This window comes from Noviherbaspirillum sp. (assembly GCF_035627455.1).
Classification (GTDB): domain Bacteria; phylum Pseudomonadota; class Gammaproteobacteria; order Burkholderiales; family Burkholderiaceae_D; genus Noviherbaspirillum.
Map to the genome: position 1 here is coordinate 1 of NZ_DASPLS010000099.1, position 14435 is coordinate 14435.

The window sequence follows — 14435 nt, forward strand, 5'->3', positions numbered from 1 at the left end:
GATGGCTTCGGTCTGGTCCCATTCGAAGTAATGCAGGCACAGGCTCGCCAGCACCGCGTCGAAACGGCCGTCCGCGAACGGCAGCGGCTCGCGCAGGTCGTGGCAGACTTGCCGCGCGCCCGGCGCACGTCGCGCGCAGGCTGCGAGCGCCTGCGCCGACAGGTCGGTGGCGGTGATCCGCACAAAGCCTTTCGCCGCGAGGAAGGCGGTGTCCTCGCCCGGGCCGCAGCCGAGCTCGAGGAGGGCCGGCTCGGGCGCCTGCCGCCGTATTGTTTCCACCCAGCGTTCCAGCCAGCGGTCCTGCTGCATGTATTTTTCCCGATTGATGCGACAGCCGCAACGATACCGCAGATCGCCGCGGGCGCGGTATCGGCAGGCAAGACCGGACGTATCGTCGCGCTACGCTCTTGCGCCGGCAGTGCACGTTCCCGCGCCCCCCGGGTAAGGTACGCGGGGTACGCAGCAGACAACAAAGGAGCAGATGATGATGGTCAAACGCGAAGACCTGCAGGCGGCCGCCGACGCCGGCGTGCTGAATCCGGCGGAGATCGACGGCCTGCTGGCCTTCCTCGCACAGCGCGATGCGCAGTCGCCGAAGCAGGGTGGGGCGCGTTTTTCCGGCACGCACGTGCTGTATTACCTGGGCGGCATGCTTGCGATCGGCGCCGCATCGCTGTTTGCCACCATCGCGGTGGAGGCGGCGGGCATGGGCGCGCTGCTGGTACTGTCGCTGCTGTACGCGGCGGCGGCGCTCGGCATTGCCACGAAGCTGGAGAAGCACGGCTTCGGCATCCCGGCGGGCATCTTCGCCACGCTCGCGATCGCGCTGGTGCCGCTGGCGGTGTATGCCCTGCAGCATCTGCTCGGCTTCTGGCAGGACGGCGCGCAGGCGCAGCACTACCGCGACTATCACCGCCATGTCGACTGGCGCTGGCTGCTGATGGAGCTGGCCACGCTGGCGGCCGGCGCGGCGCTGCTGTGGCGCTTCCGCTATCCGTTCCTGATGATGCCGGTCGCGCTCACGCTCTGGTACATGGGCATGGATATCGTGCCCGCGTTGCTGCTGCAGGGCGATGCCTGGGGGCAGGAAGCGTGGGCATTGCGCAAGCGGATCGCGCTGCTGTTCGGCATGCTGATGCTGCTGCTGGCTTTCTTCGTGGATCTGCGTTCGCGCCACGGCAAGGATTACGCGTACTGGCTCTACCTGTTCGGCCTGCTGTCGTTCTGGGGCGCGCTGAGCGCGATGGGCAGCGGCGCGCTGTCGGGCAAGCTGGTTTATCTCGCGATCAATTTCCTGCTGGTGTTCGCCGGCGCGGTGCTGGGCCGGCGCGTGTTCGCGGTGTTCGGCGGGCTCGGGATCGCGCTGGTGCTGGGCGACCTGTCATGGAACCTGTTCAAGGACAGCATTGCGTTCGTGCTGGTGCTGACGCTGCTCGGCTTCGGCCTGATCGGCATCGGGCTGTGGTGGAGCCGGCATGAAGCAGCGATCGCCGGCCGCTTGCGCTCGGTGCTGCCCGGCGCGGTGCGCGAGTTGCTGGAGGCGCGCCGCCCCGGGTGAGCGGGCATGTCCGTCGGCAAAGCGGCGGCATGCCGATTTCCTGCAATTCATCTATCGATGATCTGTATTTGACATCGTATAAGAGTTGTGGCAATCGGCGGTCCGCGATTGATCTATCTCTACGTCGCCGCATGCGGAGCCGATTAAATACGCGTGTGGGGTCTTCCACACGTCCGCAAGGACATCCATAACAAGCATCAGGCAGGGCCGCTGCGCCCGGCGCAGTGCCTTGCCCGCATCCGGTAATACACGCACCACGACCCGCACCGCCCGACCGCGGCGCGGGACGGGCATTGCATTTCCGCGTGCTGCGGGAAACCGTTTCTGTGTGCGCCTGCTGGGGAGCAAGGCACGCCATCCGGCTCTGGAACGGTTTCGACGGGTAACGATGGCAGAGCCGCTCCAACGACGATAACGGAAGGAGCTGTGCATGACGATTAGACGCGAAGACCTGGTGGCGGCCGCCGCAGCGGGTCTCCTGCAATACCGGCAGATCGATCCGCTGCTGGTGTTCCTCCTGCAGCGCGACATACGGGCGCAGCGACAGGCGCTGGTGGCGCAGACGCAGGCAAACGCCTATTCCCGCCTGAACGCGGCGCTGTCCTACGCCGCCGCATTCCTGGCGGTGGTGACCGCTTCGCTGTTCGGGGTGCTGTTCGCGAGCCGCTTCATGGATGCGGCGGGCAATGCGGCGCTGGTCTTGTTCGCCGCCGGCTACATCGTCGTCGGCCTCGGACTGGCGGCCTGGTTCCGCCGCCGCGGCTTCGGCGGCCGCCTGCGCGTGCTGTCGGCGGTGATCATGGCATCGCTGCCGCTGGCGGTGGTGGCGCTGCAGCAGGTATCGGCCTGAGTGCCGCGCCGCTTCCCGTTCCCGTTTGTCGTTCTGATCCCGATGCGCTGCTGCCGCTGAAGCCGGCACCGGCACGGCTTGCCGGTAATGCATTACCTGTCGCGACGGCGCAAAGGAAGCGCCGGGGGCCGCGGCAAGTCAGGTAGAATATTTCCTGGTCGCAATGCCTGCCTGACTTCACGGTGCCCATTCCATGCGTATCTCCATTAGCTTAATTGCATGCGCGAGCATGCTCGCCACGACCGTCCTTGCGAAAGAACCGGAACGGCGTGCCGGCAGCCGCGTGCTGGTTTCCGCGCCCAAGGAAGAGCCGAAGAAGGAGCCGCCGAAGGAGGCGCGCCGGCCGCTCACCGACGCCGAGGTGGCCGCGCTGGTGAAGCTGCGCCTGGAAGCGATGCGCCGCGCCCGGGCGAAGGCGGCCGCCGCGAAGGCAGCGGAATCGCCGCCGGCCGGCAGGCATGCCTCCAATCACTGGAGCTATGAAGGCGAGGCCGGACCGCTGCGCTGGGGCAAGATCAATCCGGCCTGGGCGAAATGCGATTCCGGCAACCGCCAGGCGCCGATCGACATCCGCGACGGCATCCGGGTGGACCTGGAACCGGTCGCGTTCGACTACCAGGCATCGGCCTTCAACGTGCTCAACAACGGCCACACCGTGCAGGTCGACGTGGCGCCCGGCAACCGCATCACGCTCACCGGCCGCAGCTACGAGCTGCAGCAGTTCCACTTCCACCGCCCGTCCGAGGAAAAGGTGAACGGCCGCGCATTCGACATGGTCGCGCACCTGGTGCACAAGGACGACGAGGGCAGGCTGGCGGTGGTCGCGGTGCTGATCGAAGGCGGCACGCAGCATGCCGGCATCCAGGCGGTGTGGAACAACCTGCCGCTGGAAAAGCACGAACCGGTGGTGCCGGTCACGACCTTCGACCCGGCGCTGATGCTGCCGGCCCGGCGCGATTACTACACCTTCATGGGCTCCATGACTACGCCGCCGTGCACCGAGGGCGTGCTGTGGATCGTGATGAAGGAACCGATCCAGGCGTCGCCGCAGCAGCTCGACATCTTCGCTCGGCTGTATCCGATGAATGCGCGGCCGGTGCAGGCGCTGGCGGGACGGCTGATCAAGGAATCCAACTGAACGCACGTTGACGCCCGACGCCCGTTGGCGGCGTCCCGCGCCGCGTTTTCCGCGCTTCGTCGCATTGCGCGTGACCCTCCGGCAAGCGCCGGCCACAATCCTCCCCGTGTTCAACTAGGAGGATGTCCATGAAAAAAACCACCGTCGTCGCACTGTTTGCCGGCCTGCTGGCCGCCGCCGCCGCCCATGCGCAGGATTTCCAGGCGGGTCTGCGCATGCTGACCCTGCCGGGCGAGGAACCCGTCCCGGTATCGCTGTTCTATCCGACGCAGGCACCGGCGCGGGACATCCCGATGGGACCGTTCACCCCGGAGGTGGCGATGCAGGCGCTGCCGGCGTCGGCGGTCAAGGGCCTGATCCTGCTGTCGCACGGCACCGGCGGCAGCGAGCTCGGGCATCACAATCTCGCGCAGGGGCTCGCGCGGCATGGTTATTTGGTGGCGGCGCTGCAGCATCCGCGCGACAACTATCGCGACCGTTCGCTTTCGGCGACCGCGGCGTACTTTAGCGAACGGCCGAAGCAGGCGTCGCGCGTGCTCGACGCGCTGCTGGCGCACCCGGAATGGAAGGACCGGATCCCGGCGGGCCGCATCGGCGCGCTCGGCCATTCCGCCGGCGGCTACACCGTGCTGGCGCTGGCGGGCGGCATTGCCGATCCGTCCGTGCTGGCGACGCATTGCAGGCCGCCGGCCGACGATGCGAAGTTCTGCAGCCTCGGCGGTGAAAACGCGAAGCAGCGGGCGGCGGCGCCGGCAGCCGTGGATGTCAGCGCGGCGGATGCGCGCATCCGCGCGGTGGTCGCGATGGCGCCGCTGGCGGTGGTCTTCACGCAGGCATCGCTGGAAAACATGAAGCTGCCGGTGCAGGTCTACACCGCGCAGCACGATGAAGTGCTCAAGGGGAAATACCATGGCGAGCGGCTGCGCGCGATTCCGGGCGTGCGCTTCGAGGAAGTCGCCGGCGCGGGCCACTTCGCGTTCATGGCGCGCACCAGTTTTCCCATCGCATCCGACGCCGGCGATCCCGGGAGCGACCCGGCCGGCTTCGACCGCGCGGCATTCCACCGGCGGTTGGAGCGCGAAGTGGTCGATTTCTTCGATCGCAGCCTGGACTAGTAGGCCGTCCAGATAAATGTAAAGGATGGTAGGGTGGGTAGAGCGAAGCGAAACCCACCATGCGCCTCGATGGGCCTAGTCAAAACGGTGGGTTTCGCTTCGCTCTACCTCGGCGGCCCCACACAACCTACAACTACTATCCCCTGCAGAACTGACCGGACTAAGCGGCGAGGCGCGGCGCGCCCAAGGCTGCCGTCTGCCGTGCGGCGGGCGCCGGCGTGCCCGTATAGGACGACGGATCCTGCAGCCGGAACACGCTGACCACCTCGGCCAGGCTTTGCGCCTGTTCCTGCAGCGCTTCGGCGGCGGCCGCCGCTTCTTCCACCAGCGCCGCGTTCTGCTGCGTCACCTTGTCCATCTGCATCATCGCTTCATTCACCTGCTCGATGCCCGCGCTCTGATCGCTGCTGGCGATGGCGATCTCCTCGACGATGCCGGCCACGCGCTTGATGCTCGCGACGATCTCTTCCATCGTGGCGCCGGTTTCGGTCGCCAATTGCGCGCCCGCATCGACCTTGGCCACGGAATCGTTGATCAGCTCCGAGATTTCCTTCGCCGCCGCGGAAGAACGCTGCGCCAGGTTGCGCACTTCGGTCGCGACCACCGCGAAGCCCTTGCCCTGCTCGCCGGCACGGGCCGCCTCGACCGCTGCGTTCAGCGCCAGGATATTGGTCTGGAACGCGATGCTGTCGATCACGCTGACGATGTCGAAGATGCGCTTGGAGGAATCGTTGATCGTGCTCATCGTGTTGACCACATGCGTGACCATCGCGCCGCCGCGCACGGCGACGTCGGCGGCCGCATGCGCCAGCACGTTTGCCTGGCGCGCGTTTTCGGCATTCTTGCGCACCGTGCCGGCCATCTCGCCGATCGACGACGTGGTTTCTTCCAGCGAGCCGGCCTGCTCCTCGGTGCGCGAGGAGAGATCGATGTTGCCCGCCGCAATCTGGTCGGACGCGGTGGCGATGGTATCGGTGCCGCTGCGCACCTCGGTCACGATGCGCACCAGCCCGTTGTTCATGTCCTGCAGCGCCTGCAGCAGCTGGCCGGCCTCGCCGCCGTGCCGCACGTCGATGTGCGCGCCGAGGTCGCCGGAAGCAACACGGCGCGCGACCGCCACCGCTTCCGCGATCGGCACGGTGACCGAGCGGCTGACGAACAGGCCGATCACGCCGATCACCGCCGACAGCAGCAGCACGATGCCGATCAGCAGGTACTTGGTGGACGTGAGCGCGGAGCGGCGTTCCTGCAGCGTCTTTTCCAGCGTGTCGGACGCCAGGTCGTAGAACTTCAGCTGCGCGCCGATCGCCTCGGTCGATTTCGCAAAGTAGTCGGGGCCGGCGTAGTCCAGCTGCTCGGCCTTGACGATCTTGTCCTGGGTCAGCTGCAGCACCTGCTTGCCGGCCGCCAGCGCCGCCTGCTGCGCCGGCAGCAGCTTGTCCTTGAGCGCGGGATTGGCCGCGGCCGCCTTCTCGATCGCGGCGGCGATTTCGTCATAGCGGTCGTTGGCCTTGTCCAGCATGGACATCATCAGCGCGCGGTCTTCGGCGCTCGCGTTCTTTTCGGTCAGCAGCGAGGAACCGCGTCCGCGCATGCGCCCGAGCGTCTCCATCAGCACCGGCGACTGCACCAGCGCGGCGTCGACCAGGTGGTAGCTGTCGGCGCGGGTGTCGAGCAGGAGCCCGAAGCGGTCGCCGATCATCTCGCTGGTCTTCATCAGGTGGCCGATCAGGAAGCTGTGTTCGGCGAAGCTTTCCTTGCCGGAGAGCGCCTTCTGCGCCACCTTGCCCGCCAGCGGCGACCAGCGGTTCTTCACTTCCTGCCAGCGGCTGGCGATCGCCGCATCCGCCGCTTCCAGCACGGCTGCGTCGGCGGCCTGGAACGCCTTGTTGACTTCATCCTGCTTGGCCGCGCGCTGGGCCTGCGCCGCGTCGTTGCCGGCCAGCGCCATCGCGGACAGCCCGCGGTGCTGCTGCAGCAGGATCACCACCTTCAGCACCGCGCGCGACGGCACCAGGCCCTGCACCTTGGCTTCAGCGGCGTCGATGGATTTGTTGGCTTCGTTGACGAACAGGATGAGCGGCGTCGCGATCAGGATGAAACTGAACAGGCCCATCAGCGCGAATTTATGCCAGAGCAGGAGACGGTTCAACAGGGCGTGCATGGTGGTGTCCTTATCGGTCGGGCGTATGGCCGGAATCGGCTCCGTGACGAGGACCGCGTTGCCGGTCATGGCGGCGTGCGGGCAGCTCGCGCGACGCGCGCGCGACGGCAGCTTCCTCGTTCAGGCCGAGGAAGATTTATAACTGCGGGGAAATAGCCTTGCAATAAGCATTAAGGCTTAGTCCGGACTAGTCGGTGCGGTCGGCGCAACCGCGGCGGCGGGGATTTACATCTGCCTGAACAGGTGGGCGAAAACCCTGCTGACAGGAAGGCTTTCCGGGCGCCCGCGCAGTTTCAGCGACAGCTTGCCGGCTTCGTCGCGCACCGCCGCCTGCACCGCGCCGATGTTGACCACGGTGCCGCGGTGCACCTGCCAGAAACGCTCGGAGTCGAGCTGCGGCAGCAGTTCGCGCAGGCTGGTGCGGATCAGCGATTCGCTGTCGGCGGTCACCACGTTCACATACTTGTCGGTGGCTTCGAAATACAGGACTTCGGCGACCGGGATCAGGCGCACCTGGTTGCCGACCGCGGCGCGGATGACGGACAGGCGTTCGCCGCCAGCGGCCGGCGCGTGCGGGACCAGGGAACGCAGCTGGCCGACGATGCGCTCGAGCTCCGCGTTGCGCTCGGTATGCGCGGCCAGCCTGGCCTTGAGCCGTTCCACCGTCTTCCCCAGGCGCTCGTCGCTGACCGGCTTGAGCACGTAGTCGGCGGCCGCCTGGTCGAACGCCTGCAGCGCATACTGGTCGTAGGCGGTGACGAACACCACGAGCGGGAAGGGCACGTCTTCCGGCCAGTCCTCCGCCAGTTCCTGCGCCGCTTCCAGCCCGGTCTTGCCGGGCATCTTGATGTCGAGGAACAGCACATCCGGCCGCTGCGCCAGCGCCTCGGCCACGGCGGCGATGCCGTTTTCCACCACGCCGCCCACCTGCAGCTCGGGCCAGAGCCGCTGCAGCGCCAAGAGCAGCGTGTGGGCGAGGATCGGTTCGTCTTCGGCAATGAGGGCGCGAATCTTGTTCATAGCGGGATGGTGATCTGGGCAATGACGCCGTTCGGCGTGTTGGGAAGGAGGGAAAACCCGCCGCGTACGCCGTACAACGCCTGCAGGCGTTCGCGGATGTTGGACAGGCCGACGCGGGTGCCGTCGCTGGCGGGGGCGCCGTCGAGGCCGAGCCCGGTATCGGCCACGGTCAGCAGCAGCGCGTCGCCGCGCCGTTCCGCGCGCACCGTGATGCTGCCGCCTTCGACCTTCGGTTCGAGGCCGTGCTTGATCGCGTTTTCCGCCAGCGGCTGCAGCAGCATCGGCGGTACCTGCAGGTCCTTCAGCGCCGGCGGCAGGTCGAGCGTGTAGGCGAGCCGGGACCCCATGCGCACCTTCATCAGGCCGAGATAGGCGTCCATCAGCGAGAACTCGTGCGCCAGCGGCACCTGCTCCGCGCGCGACGACGACAGGGTGGCGCGCAGGTACTGGATCAGCTGCTCCAGCATGCGCTGCGCGCGCGCCGGATCGACCGCGATCAGGCCCTGCAGGTTGGCCAGCGTGTTGAACAGCATGTGCGGCTCGATCTGCGCCTGCAGCATCTGCAGTTGCGCCTGCATCGCCTGGCGCTCGACCGCGGCCGCGCGCGCCTTTTCCGCTTCCGCGGCGGCGCTCAGGTAAGCCATGCGGGCGCGGCTCCAGAAGAACCAGATGATGAAGGCGAAGGTGAAGGTCGACCCGATCAGCATCGCCGCCGCGTTGCCGCCGCGCACCGTCGAGAATTCCGTCAGCGGAATATCCAGCAGTTGCGACGCGATGATCTTGCCGAAGAACTGGGCTGCGGCGAACGATGCCAGCACCAGCAGCGCGAACGGCACGCGCGGCGGCCGGTCTTCGCGCCAGAGCAGCAGCCGGCCGCCGTCGATGAAGGTGACCGCGAGCGAACCGATGCACACCGAAATCACGAGGTTGGTGAAAAAGGAATCGTGCGCGCGCACCACGTAGGTGATCAGTACCGCGATGATCAGGTTGAACACCTGCGTGATGAGGAAATCGATCGCGAAGCGGCGCAGGCGCGGATAGGGCGCGGCGGAGACGGGCAGGGCGGTGTTCATGTTGTTGTTATCGTTCGCGTTTCTTCATTTCATTGTCGATCATGCGTTCCTTCCACGCCGCTCCCGGCGCATACAGGAACACCGCCAGCCCGTGGAACAGCAGGCCGATGCCCCAGCCGAGCAGCGGCCATACCGCCCATACCTTGCCCGGCACCGCCAGAAGGTTGAACAGGATCAGGCCCGCGTTCACCACCAGGTACACCGCGAGATGGATGAAAAAACCGACCTTGCGTTCCACATGGCGCTTTGCATCGCGGTAAGCCTCGGTATTGTCCATGATGTTCTCCTTCGTGTGAATTCAGATGACGCCGACCGCCTGCCACAGCAGGCCGCCGAGGGAGCGTCCGGGCAGCAGCGTGAACGCGCCGGCGACCGCCAGGCCGATGTATGCAGAGACCATGCCCCTGCGGTGCGCGCGGATGTTGCCGTGCAGGACCGCGTAAATCGATGCCGCCAGCGCCACCAGGGTGCCGGCCGACAGCAGGTGGATCCAGGAAAAATGCCCGGAAGTACGGATGCCGAACGACACCAGCAGGGTGGCGGCCATCAGCAGCACCCAGGTGCGGCCGAAGATGCGGTGCGTGCGGGTGCCCTTGCGCATGCCGAGGGTGACGGCGCCGGATACCAGCGCGCCGGCGGCGGTGGCGATGTGGATCAGGATGAGCGGCGTGAATTCCATGATGGCCTCCAGCGACAACGGATTCGATGGAGGCATTATTGCCGCTCGGGCGCCGAAGAAACACCGGAATGCGACGAACTGCGCCGAACGGGAGCAAAACGCGGGTTTTCGGGAGCGAACGGCGTCAGAAGCCGACCGCCTGCCCGTCGCGGCGGGCGTCGCTGGCCGCGATATAGCCGCCGGCGGTCTTCCAGATGAACTGGCCGGCGCCGAAATCCCGGGTGCTGTCGGTATCGGTATTGACCGCATGGCCGCGCGCGGCGAGCTCGGCCGCGACGTCCGGCGCGACGCCGCGCTCCAGGTCGAGCCCGAAGCCTTCCCGCACCCGCCAGCGCGGCGCGTCGCAGGCGGCCTGCGGCTGCTGGCCGTAGTCCAGCATGCGCACCAGCGCCTGCAGGTGCCCCTGCGGCTGCATGTTGGCGCCCATCACGCCGAAACACATCTGCGCCATGCCGTCGCGGGTCAGGAAGCCGGGGATCAGGGTATGGAACGGCCGCTTGCCGGGCGACACGCAGTTCGGATGGGCCGGATCGAGCGAAAAGCCGGCGCCGCGGTTGTGCAGGCTGATCCCGGTCTCGGGCACCACCACGCCGGAACCGAAACCGCCGAAATTCGACTGGATGAAGCTGATCATCATGCCGTTCTCGTCGGCGGCGGCGAGGTAGACGGTGCCGCCGCCCGGCGGCGTGCCGTGGCCGTAGTCGCCGGCGCGGCGCGGGTCGACCAGCTGCGCCCGCTGCTTCAGGTAATCGTCGTCCAGCAGGTCTTGCGCGCCGACCCGGCTCATCGATCCGCTGTCGGCGACCCAGCGGTAGGTATCGGCGAAGGCCAGCTTGATCGCTTCGATCTGCAGGTGCAGGCTGTCGGCGGAATCGGGCGGGAAGCGCGCCACGTCCAGGTGCGCCAGGATGCCCAGCGCGATCAGCGCGGCGATGCCCTGGCCGTTCGGCGGGAGTTCATGCACCGTATGACCGGCATAGTCTTTCCGGATCGGGGCCACCCATTCCGGCGCGAAGCCGGCCAGGTCGTCGGCGGTGAGCGCGGCGCCGCAGTGTTTCGCATGCAGCGCCATCGCCTCGGCCAGTTCGCCCCGGTAGAACGCCTCGCCGTGGCTTTCCGCGATCCGGATCAGGGTATGCGCGGCATCGGCAAAAACGAAGTTCTCGCCCGCCTGCGGCACGCGGCCGCCGGGCAGGAAGGCGCGCGCGAAGCCGGGCTGGTCCTGCAGTGCCGGCGCCGCGGCTGCCCAGCGCCGCTGCACGGTCGGCGCCACCATGTGGCCGCGCTCGGCCAGGTCGATCGCCGGCTCGAACAGCTCGGCGAACGGCAGCCGGCCGAATTTCTCGGCAAGCTCGACCCAGCCGGCCACCATGCCGGGCACCGTCACCGCATCCCAGCCGCGCGCCGGGATCTTGCCGCCATGCCTGTTTGCGAAATATTCCGGCGTCCATGCCCGGGGCGCCGGCCCGGATGCATTCAAGCCATGCAGCTGCTGTCCGTCCCACAGCAGCGCGAACGCATCGCCGCCCAGGCCGTTCGCCACCGGCTCCACCACGGTCAGTGCGGCGGCTGCGGCCACCGCCGCGTCGACCGCGTTGCCGCCTTTGAGCAGCATGCGCAGGCCGGCCTGCGCGGCAAGCGGATGCGAGGTCGAAACGACGTTGCGTGCCAACAGCGGCGCGCGCGTGCTAGGGTAGGGGTTGCTCCAGTTGAAGTCGGCCATGGCGCTTCGTCTCGCGGGGACAATGGATTGCCGCAGGTGCGGCGGACCCGGTTGCCGGCAGTGCGGCATGCCGGGGCCGGAAAATGATTCTACTGGCAACAGGCGCATCCGCAGCGCGCATGCGCCGGAAGATTTGCAAATTATCATGCGCTGCATGTTTTCCTTGCCAGGGAACACGTGATGCAAGGCAATGAACGATATGCGCGCGGCGTAGTCTCTGTACTGTTTCCACCATTTCGATGAGGCAGGTTTTGTCCGATTCCCTCCGAACCCTGTTCCGCCAGCTGGCGCCGGCAGCGGATTTCTGTTCCCTGCGCTTTGTCGAGGAAACCAGCGAGCAGCTCGCGGTGCGCCAGGACGTGCTGCAGCCGCCGTCGGCCGACATCGACCGCGGCGCCATGGTCACCGTGGTGCGCGGCGGCGGCTGCGGTTACGCGGCGACCAGCGACCTGTCCGCTGCCGGGCTGAAGGAGGCGCTGGCGCGCGCCTGCGGCTGGGCCGATGCCAGCGCACGGCGCGCGCTGGTGGATTACAGCCGGGTCGAGCCGGCGCGCGAGCGCGGCAGCTATGCGTCGCCCGCGCCGTCGCGCCCGGCGCCGTCGCGCGCGCAGCTGATCGAGCTGCTGCTGCGCGAATCCGCGGCCTGCCGCATCGACCCCCGGGTGGTCGACTGGCAGGCATCGGTGTGGCAGGTGAAGACGTCGCAGCGCTACCTGACGGCCGACGGCGCCGACCTCGAACAACAGTTCCAGTACCTGATCCCGAATCTTGCCGTCACCGCCAGCCACGGCACGGACACCCAGACGCGCAGCCTCGGCGGCCAGTACAACGGCTATTGCCGGCAGGGCGGTTTCGAGGTGCTGGAGCAGGCCGGCTTCCACGGCGCCGGCAGCCGCATCGCCGCGCAGGCGCTGGAACTGCTGGCCGCGCCGAACTGCCCGAGCGGTACCATGGACCTGCTGCTGATGCCGGAACAGATGATGCTGCAGATTCACGAGTCGATCGGCCATCCGCTCGAACTCGACCGCATCCTTGGCGACGAGCGCAACTTCGCCGGCACCAGCTTCGTCACGCTCGACATGTTCGGCCATTACCGTTACGGCTCGGAACTGCTCAACGTCACCCACGACCCGGAGCGGCCGGAACAGTTCGCCAGCTACGGCTGGGACGATGAAGGCAGCCGCGCCGAACGCAGCTACCTGATCCGCGACGGCATTCTGGAGCGGCCGCTGGGCAGCGCGGTGTCGCAGGCGCGCAGCGGCATGCAGGGCGTGGCCAATGCGCGCGCCAGCAGCTGGAACCGCGCGCCGATCGACCGCATGGCCAACCTCAACATCGAACCGGGCGACTCGTCGCTGGACGACATGATCCGCTCGGTCGAGCGCGGCGTGCTGATGGACACCAATGTTTCCTGGTCGATCGACGATTCGCGCAACAAGTTCCAGTTCGGCTGCGAGGTCGGATATCTGATCGAGGACGGCGAACGCAAGGGCATGGTGAAGAACCCGAATTACCGCGGCATCTCCGCCACCTTCTGGCGCGCGCTCAAGGCGGTCGGCGACCGCTCCACCTTCAGCGTGATGGGCACGCCGTTCTGCGGCAAGGGCGAGCCGTCGCAGGTGATCCGGGTCGGCCATGCGTCGCCCGCCTGCCTGTTTTCCGGCGTCGACGTGTTCGGAGGCGAATGATGCGGCAGTATTTCCACGACCTCGCCGCCTGGCTCGATCACCGCCTGCAGGCGGGCGAAGCCTGGCGCTGCCGGCTGGCGGCGGAGGATTCCGATTTCGTGCGCTTCAACCGCAGCGCGGTCCGGCAGGCGGGGCATGTGCGCCAGATCCATTTGTCGCTCGGATTGATCCGGGACGGCCGGCAGGCCGAAGCCGGACTCATGCTTGCCGGGAATGCCGAGGCGGACCGCGCCGACCTCGAGCGGATGCTCGGCGTGCTGCGCAGCCAGCTTGCCGACCTGCCTGAAGACCCGCACCTGCTGCGGCCGGACGCGGTGCGTTCGACCGAGCGCATCCTGCCGTCGCGCCTGCCTGAAAGCGCGCGGATCGTCGACACGGTGCTGCAGGCCGCGCGCGGGCTCGACCTGGTCGGCATCCTGGCGGCCGGGCCGGTCTACCGCGGCTTTGCCGATTCCGCCGGCCAGCGCAACTGGCATGAAACGGCCAGCTTCAACTTCGACTGGAGCCTGTATCACAGCCGCGACAAGGCGGTGAAGACGACCTATGCCGGTTTCGAGTGGGACGACCCGGCATTCTCCGCGAAATTCGCCGACGCCGCCGCGCAGCTGGAGATCCTGCAGCGCGAGCCGGTCACGCTGGCTCCCGGCAGCTACCGGGCCTACCTGGCGCCCGCCGCGCTGAACGAAATGCTCGGCATGCTGAACTGGGGCGGCGTGTCGGAAAAAGCCTTGCGCACGAAGCAGAGCCCGTTGCGCCGCATGCGCGAGGAAGGGCTCGCGCTGAGCCCGGCGGTGACCCTGGCCGAGCATACCGAAGCCGGCCTGGCGCCGGGCTTCCAGGGCGACGGCTTCATCAAGCCGGCGCGCGTGCCGCTGATCGAATCCGGGCGGCTGGCCGGCAGCCTGGTGTCGCCGCGCACCGCGAAGGAATACGGCATCGCGACCAACGGCGCGGATGCGGGCGAGGGCATGGCCTCGCTCGAGCTGGGCGCCGGCACCCTGCCGCTGGCAGACGTGCTGGCCGAGCTCGACACCGGCATCTTCATCGGCAATCTCTGGTACCTGAATTTCTCCGACCGCGCCAATGCGCGCATCACCGGCATGACCCGGTTCGCAACCTTCTGGGTGGAGGGCGGCCGGATCAAGGCGCCGCTGAACGTGATGCGCTTCGACGACTCGCTGTTCCGGCTGTTCGGGGACAAGCTGCGCGGCCTCACGCGCGAGCGGGAAATGCTGATCGATACCGATACCTACGGCGCGCGCAGCACCGCGAGCGCGCTGGTGCCTGGCGCGCTGGTCGAGGATTTCGTGTTCGTGCTCTAGCAGACCGACCCGATGAATTAGCTGAGGGAGGCGGGGCGGCCGAGGTAGAGCAACGCGAACCCGCTATCCCCGAATCTGGAGCGCACGGCGGGTTTCGCTTGCGTT

At 67.6% G+C, this 14435-nt stretch carries 13 protein-coding genes; 6 read left to right on the forward strand and 7 right to left on the reverse strand.

The features are described 5' to 3' along the window. Positions 1–309 (reverse strand): class I SAM-dependent methyltransferase (locus VEC01_RS18960; protein ID WP_324902476.1); only part of this gene is annotated, 309 nt, incomplete at its 3' end. A gap of 172 nt (positions 310–481) precedes the next feature. Between VEC01_RS18960 and VEC01_RS18965 the strand changes: the two genes are divergently transcribed. The 4 genes from VEC01_RS18965 to VEC01_RS18980 all read left to right on the forward strand — a co-directional run bounded on the left by VEC01_RS18965 (position 482) and on the right by VEC01_RS18980 (position 4661). Next, positions 482–1558, forward strand: a complete 1077-nt coding sequence (locus tag VEC01_RS18965; protein ID WP_324902477.1) for a DUF2157 domain-containing protein — start codon at positions 482–484, stop codon at positions 1556–1558. A gap of 430 nt (positions 1559–1988) precedes the next feature. Continuing rightward, positions 1989–2408 carry a hypothetical protein gene (locus VEC01_RS18970; protein WP_324902478.1) on the forward strand — a complete coding sequence of 140 codons (420 nt, stop codon included), beginning with the start codon at positions 1989–1991 and terminating at the stop codon, positions 2406–2408. 229 nt (positions 2409–2637) lie between these two features. Continuing rightward, a complete protein-coding gene (locus VEC01_RS18975) occupies positions 2638–3546 on the forward strand; it encodes a carbonic anhydrase family protein (RefSeq protein WP_324902479.1) in 909 nt (302 codons plus the stop codon). Between the two features lie 128 nt (positions 3547–3674). Then, a complete protein-coding gene (locus VEC01_RS18980; protein ID WP_324902480.1) occupies positions 3675–4661 on the forward strand; it encodes a hypothetical protein in 987 nt (328 codons plus the stop codon). 160 nt (positions 4662–4821) lie between these two features. On the opposite strand, the gene VEC01_RS18985 is transcribed toward VEC01_RS18980, so the two are convergent. From VEC01_RS18985 to VEC01_RS19010, 6 genes are all read right to left on the reverse strand, one after another. After that, positions 4822–6825, reverse strand: a complete 2004-nt coding sequence (locus tag VEC01_RS18985; RefSeq protein ID WP_324902481.1) for a methyl-accepting chemotaxis protein — start codon at positions 6823–6825, stop codon at positions 4822–4824. 225 nt (positions 6826–7050) lie between these two features. Further along, positions 7051–7845, reverse strand: coding sequence for a LytTR family DNA-binding domain-containing protein (locus VEC01_RS18990; protein WP_324902482.1), 795 nt, complete (start codon positions 7843–7845; stop codon positions 7051–7053). Continuing rightward, a complete protein-coding gene (locus VEC01_RS18995) occupies positions 7842–8918 on the reverse strand; it encodes a sensor histidine kinase (RefSeq protein WP_324902483.1) in 1077 nt (358 codons plus the stop codon). Before VEC01_RS18995 ends, VEC01_RS18990 begins: the two co-directional genes overlap by 4 nt. Positions 8919–8925: 7 nt before the next feature. Beyond that, positions 8926–9195: a 2TM domain-containing protein gene (locus tag VEC01_RS19000; RefSeq protein WP_324902484.1), complete on the reverse strand. Its 270-nt coding sequence runs from the start codon at positions 9193–9195 to the stop codon at positions 8926–8928. 21 nt (positions 9196–9216) lie between these two features. Continuing rightward, a complete protein-coding gene (locus VEC01_RS19005; RefSeq protein WP_324902485.1) occupies positions 9217–9597 on the reverse strand; it encodes a DUF2306 domain-containing protein in 381 nt (126 codons plus the stop codon). A gap of 124 nt (positions 9598–9721) precedes the next feature. After that, a complete protein-coding gene (locus tag VEC01_RS19010; RefSeq protein WP_324902486.1) occupies positions 9722–11320 on the reverse strand; it encodes a gamma-glutamyltransferase family protein in 1599 nt (532 codons plus the stop codon). Between the two features lie 239 nt (positions 11321–11559). Between VEC01_RS19010 and VEC01_RS19015 the strand changes: the two genes are divergently transcribed. Next, positions 11560–13008, forward strand: a complete 1449-nt coding sequence (locus VEC01_RS19015; protein ID WP_414691475.1) for a TldD/PmbA family protein — start codon at positions 11560–11562, stop codon at positions 13006–13008. Next, positions 13005–14330 (forward strand): TldD/PmbA family protein, encoded by a 1326-nt coding sequence (locus VEC01_RS19020; protein WP_324902488.1) that lies wholly within the window; start codon positions 13005–13007, stop codon positions 14328–14330. The genes VEC01_RS19015 and VEC01_RS19020 overlap by 4 nt, the downstream gene beginning before the upstream one ends. Positions 14331–14435 lie beyond the last annotated feature (105 nt).

Bases quoted from the DNA above. Each gene is read 5' to 3' on its own strand.
- VEC01_RS18970 (WP_324902478.1), top strand. From the start codon at position 1,989: ATGACGATTAGACGCGAAGACCTGGTGGCGGCCGCCGCAGCGGGTCTC.
- VEC01_RS18995 (WP_324902483.1), bottom strand. From the start codon at position 8,918: ATGAACACCGCCCTGCCCGTCTCCGCCGCGCCCTATCCGCGCCTGCGC.
- VEC01_RS19020 (WP_324902488.1), top strand. From the start codon at position 13,005: ATGATGCGGCAGTATTTCCACGACCTCGCCGCCTGGCTCGATCACCGC.
- VEC01_RS18975 (WP_324902479.1), top strand. From the start codon at position 2,638: ATGCTCGCCACGACCGTCCTTGCGAAAGAACCGGAACGGCGTGCCGGC.
- VEC01_RS19015 (WP_414691475.1), top strand. From the start codon at position 11,560: ATGAGGCAGGTTTTGTCCGATTCCCTCCGAACCCTGTTCCGCCAGCTG.
- VEC01_RS18990 (WP_324902482.1), bottom strand. From the start codon at position 7,845: ATGAACAAGATTCGCGCCCTCATTGCCGAAGACGAACCGATCCTCGCC.
- VEC01_RS18965 (WP_324902477.1), top strand. From the start codon at position 482: ATGATGATGGTCAAACGCGAAGACCTGCAGGCGGCCGCCGACGCCGGC.
- VEC01_RS18985 (WP_324902481.1), bottom strand. From the start codon at position 6,825: ATGCACGCCCTGTTGAACCGTCTCCTGCTCTGGCATAAATTCGCGCTG.
- VEC01_RS19005 (WP_324902485.1), bottom strand. From the start codon at position 9,597: ATGGAATTCACGCCGCTCATCCTGATCCACATCGCCACCGCCGCCGGC.
- VEC01_RS19000 (WP_324902484.1), bottom strand. From the start codon at position 9,195: ATGGACAATACCGAGGCTTACCGCGATGCAAAGCGCCATGTGGAACGC.
- VEC01_RS19010 (WP_324902486.1), bottom strand. From the start codon at position 11,320: ATGGCCGACTTCAACTGGAGCAACCCCTACCCTAGCACGCGCGCGCCG.
- VEC01_RS18980 (WP_324902480.1), top strand. From the start codon at position 3,675: ATGAAAAAAACCACCGTCGTCGCACTGTTTGCCGGCCTGCTGGCCGCC.